At 73.6% G+C, this 3,874-nt stretch carries 5 protein-coding genes; all 5 read right to left on the minus strand.

Features of this window, described 5'->3' with window-relative positions; all coding sequences use genetic code 11:
- On the minus strand, positions 1–484 hold a 484-nt coding region (locus C667_RS20925; protein WP_004381980.1), incomplete at its 3' end, for a formyltransferase family protein.
- Positions 484–1,545: a hydrogenase expression/formation protein HypE gene (hypE, locus tag C667_RS20930; protein WP_004381982.1), complete on the minus strand. Its 1,062-nt coding sequence runs from the start codon at positions 1,543–1,545 to the stop codon at positions 484–486. The genes C667_RS20925 and hypE, both read right to left, overlap by 1 nt.
- On the minus strand, positions 1,542–2,723 hold the full coding sequence (gene hypD, locus C667_RS20935; RefSeq protein WP_004381984.1) for a hydrogenase formation protein HypD: 1,182 nt from the start codon (positions 2,721–2,723) through the stop codon (positions 1,542–1,544). Before hypD ends, hypE begins: the two co-directional genes overlap by 4 nt.
- A 116-nt stretch (positions 2,724–2,839) precedes the next feature.
- Positions 2,840–3,109: a HypC/HybG/HupF family hydrogenase formation chaperone gene (locus C667_RS20940; RefSeq protein WP_004381987.1), complete on the minus strand. Its 270-nt coding sequence runs from the start codon at positions 3,107–3,109 to the stop codon at positions 2,840–2,842.
- Positions 3,110–3,317: 208 nt separating this feature from the next.
- The coding region (locus C667_RS26605) for a Kae1-like domain-containing protein (RefSeq protein WP_004381989.1) at positions 3,318–3,874 on the minus strand (557 nt) is incomplete at its 5' end.

Here is a 3,874-nt window from a genome sequence, read left to right on the forward strand (position 1 = left end):
GCCAGCGTCCGGCGCGCCACTCGGGCACGCGCGCGAGCGCCTCGCGCACCGCGGCGAGCGCGCCGGCGGTGGTCTCGTTGCGATAGACGTCGGCCTTGCTCGCCGCGCGCAGCGGGAACTCGCGGCTCGCCCACACCGGGCCGGCGTCCATCCCGGCCTCGGCCTGCAGCACGGTGACGCCCCAGGCCGGTTCGGCTTCCTGGATCGCCCAGTCGAGCGCGGAGGGCCCGCGGTCGCCGACGATGCCCGGATGCACGATCAGCGTGAGGTGGCGGCGCCACACCGACTCCGGCACCGCGCGCTTGAGGAAGGGCGCGACGATCACGTCGGGCGCGAACAGCGCCACCGCCTCCTCGGTCACGCTGTCGGCGATGTCGAACTCCACCGAGACCGCGTGGCCGTCGGCGCCGAGCTCGGCGAACAGGCGCTGGGCGAGGCCGTTGAAGCTGTGGGTGAGGAGCAGGATGCGCAGCGCCGCGGCCATCAGCAGATCCTCGGCAGCTGCTCGCCGGCGAGCCAGTCCACCATGCGCCGTCCGCCGAAGCCGGTGCGGATCTGCACGAAGTGCTGCGGGTCGGCGGTGGCGGCGCCGATGCGCGCCGCCTCGGCGCCGAGCGGGTGGGCGTGCAGCGCGGCGAGCGCGGCCTCGGCGTGCTCCGGTGCGCACAGCACCACCAGCTTGCCCTCGTTGGCGACGTAGAGCGGGTCGAGCCCGAGCAGCTCGCAGGCCGCGTGCACCTGCGGCGACACCGGGATCGCCGCCTCGTCGAGCTCCATGCCCACGCCCGACTGCGTGGCGATCTCGTTCAGCGTGGTCGCCAGCCCGCCGCGGGTGGGGTCGCGCAGCACGCGCACCGCCTCCGCCGGCACCGCGGCATACAGCGCCTCGACCAGGCCGTTGAGCGCCGCGCTGTCGGAGACGATCTCGGAGTCGAAGGCGAGCGACTCGCGCTGCGCCATGATCGCCATGCCATGGTCGCCGATACGCCCGGACAGCAGCACCGCATCGCCCGGCCGCGCGCGCGCGCCGCCCGGATCGCGCCCGGCCGGCAGCGCGCCGACGCCGGTGGTGGTGATGAAGACGCCGTCGCCCTTGCCCTGCTCGACCACCTTGGTGTCGCCGGTCACCACCACGACCCCGGCCGCGCGCGCGGCGGCGGCCATCGAATCGACGATGCGGGCGAGCTCGGCGAGCGCATAACCCTCTTCGAGGATGAAGCTGGCGGCCAGGTAGAGCGGGCGCGCGCCCATCACCGCGAGGTCGTTCACCGTGCCGTGCACCGACAGGCTGCCGATGTCGCCGCCGGGGAAGAACAGCGGGCTCACCACGTGGGCGTCGGTCGCCATCACCAGGCGCTCGCCCGCCGCCGGCGCGGGCAGCACCGCGCCGTCGTCGCCACGGGCGAGGTAGTCGTTGGCGAAGGCGCGCGCGAAGAGCTCGGAGATCAGCTGCGCCATCGCCCGCCCGCCGGCGCCGAAGCCGAGGTCGACGCGGCCGTTGCGCAGGTCCAGCGGGCGGACATAGCCGGGTTTGACGGTGTTCATGCGGTTTCCTGGTCCGGGTTCGGGGGGGCGGAGTTGTCGACGACGCGCACCGGCACGTCGCGGAAGCGCCCGTAGTTGTAGTGCGCGGCGCAGGCGCCCTCGGAGGACACCATGCACGAGCCCATCGGCGTCTCCGGGGTGCACACGGTGCCGAAGAGCTTGCAGTCGGTGGGCTTCCTGACCCCGCGCAGGATGGCGCCGCATTCGCAGGCGCGGTTGTCGGGCACCGGGTGGTAGTCGAGGCCGAACTTCGCCTCCGCGTCCCAGGGCGCGAAGGCGGCGCGGATGCGCAGCGCGGAGTAGGGCACCAGGCCGAGGCCGCGCCATTCGAAGCTGCGCCGCAGCTCGAAGGTCTCGGCGACCAGGGTCTTGGCCTTGAGGTTGCCCTCCGGCACCACAGCACGCGCGAACTCGTTCTCGACCTCGGCGCGGCCCTCGTTGACCTGGCGCACCAGCATGCGGATCGCCTGCATCACGTCGAGCGGCTCGAAGCCGGCGATCACCACCGGCTTGCGGTACTCCTCGGCGAAGAACGCGTAGGGCTGGCTGCCGATGATGGTGGACACGTGGGCGGGGCCGATGAAGCCGTCCAGTGGCACGGTGCCGAGGCGGCGCACCTCGGGCGACTCGAGGATGGTGGAGATCGCCGAGGGGGTGAGCACGTGGTTGCAGATCACGCTGAAGTTGGCGAGGCCCTGCGCCGCGGCCTGGCGCAGCACCAGCGCGGTGGGCGGGGTGGTGGTCTCGAAGCCGATCGCGAAGAACACCACCTCGCGCGCCGGTTCGCGCGCGGCGAGCGCGAGCGCATCGGCGGCCGAATACACCATGCGCACGTCGGCGCCGCGCGCCTTCGCCTTCAAGAGCGAGAGACCGTCGGAGGCGGGCACGCGCAGGCAGTCGCCGTAGGTGCACAGGATCACCTCGGGGCGCGCCAGCGCGAGTCGGATCGCCATATCTACGCGGCCGATCGGCAGCACGCACACCGGACAGCCCGGGCCGTGGATCATGCGCACGTTGGCCGGCAGCAGGTCGGCGACGCCGTAGCGCGAGATGGCGTGGGTGTGGCCGCCACAGAACTCCATGAAGGCGTAGTCGCGGCCGCTGTCGGCCTCGCGCGCGATCGCCCGCGCCAGCCCGGCGGCGAGCGTGCCGTCGCGGAACTCGTCCACGTATTTCATTGCGGAGCCTCGTATTTCATGTCGCCGCTGCGCAACGCGGCGCCCTCCACCGTCGCGCGGCGCATCCTCCCGCGTCGGGATGTCCCGGATGGTCCTTCATCGCCGGCCTGCGCATCTCAGCGCGCCGCCTCGGTGGTGGGCAGGCCGTCGCCGGCGAGCGCGCCCGCGGGGTCGATGCCGGCTTCGGCGAACAGCGCCAGGGTCTGCGCGGCCTCCTCGGGGTCGAGCTTCGTCAGCGCATAGCCGACATGCACGATCACGTAGTCGCCGACGGCGGCGTCGTCGACCAGGGCGAGCGAGATCTCCTTGCGCACGCCGCCGAGCTCGACGCGGCACTGGTCGCCGTCGAGCAGCTCGATGATGCGGGCGGGGATGGCGAGACACATCTTCAACGTTCCTTGTGGGTGGCGGGCGAGGCGGAGGATGCCCGACGAGCGAGTCCGGGCCGATCGTACGCGCCGGTTTTCATGTAGGCGCGCCGGCAGGCGCGAATGGGGCCGATGCAGGAGCGCCGGAAGGCGCGCACGGACGATGCCGACGAGCGTGCGGACCGGACGGCCGCTTTCGCGGCTGCCGGCGCTCCTACGGGGGCGGTCATCGGGTGCGGTGCAGGGCGACCCAGGCCTGGCCGAGGGCCAGGCCGGCGTCGCCCGGCGACAGCCGGCGCGCGCCGAGCACCTCGAGGCCGCGTGCCGGCAGGGCGGCGTGCAGTGCGTCGGCGAGCAGGCGATTGTGCAGGCAGCCACCGGACAGCACCACCGTGGCGCAGCCGGCGCGCCGGCGCGCCTCCTCGACCCAGTCGACGAGCGCGGCGGCCAGCGTGGCCTGGAAACGTGCCGCGCCGCGGGCGGCATCGGGCTCGTCGGCGAGGCGCAGCAGCAGGGGGTGGAGGTCGAGCTCGAGCGTGCCGTCCGGCGGCTGTCCGATGACGCCCGGCGCAGTGTGTGCGCTGAGGCCGGGAGCCGGCCTGCGGTCGGGCGCGCCGGGTTCGGCGTGCACGCTGCGCCCGTCGGTTTCTCCCTGTCGCGGGTCCCCCCGGTGAAGCAGCCGCCAGTCGCCGCGATCCACCGCCGGCGCGGCCGTGCTCGCGGCGAGCCGCTCGAGCGCGATCGCGGCCTCGGCCTCGTCTTGCATCACCTCGCACAGGCCGA

Source organism: Thauera phenylacetica B4P (genome assembly GCF_000310225.1).
Classification (GTDB): Bacteria; Pseudomonadota; Gammaproteobacteria; order Burkholderiales; family Rhodocyclaceae; genus Thauera; species Thauera phenylacetica.

What these genes read in the sequence shown, in the direction of transcription:
- hypD (WP_004381984.1), bottom strand. Translation starts at nt 2,723, where the DNA reads ATGAAATACGTGGACGAGTTCCGCGACGGCACGCTCGCCGCCGGGCTG.
- C667_RS20940 (WP_004381987.1), bottom strand. Translation starts at nt 3,109, where the DNA reads ATGTGTCTCGCCATCCCCGCCCGCATCATCGAGCTGCTCGACGGCGAC.
- hypE (WP_004381982.1), bottom strand. Translation starts at nt 1,545, where the DNA reads ATGAACACCGTCAAACCCGGCTATGTCCGCCCGCTGGACCTGCGCAAC.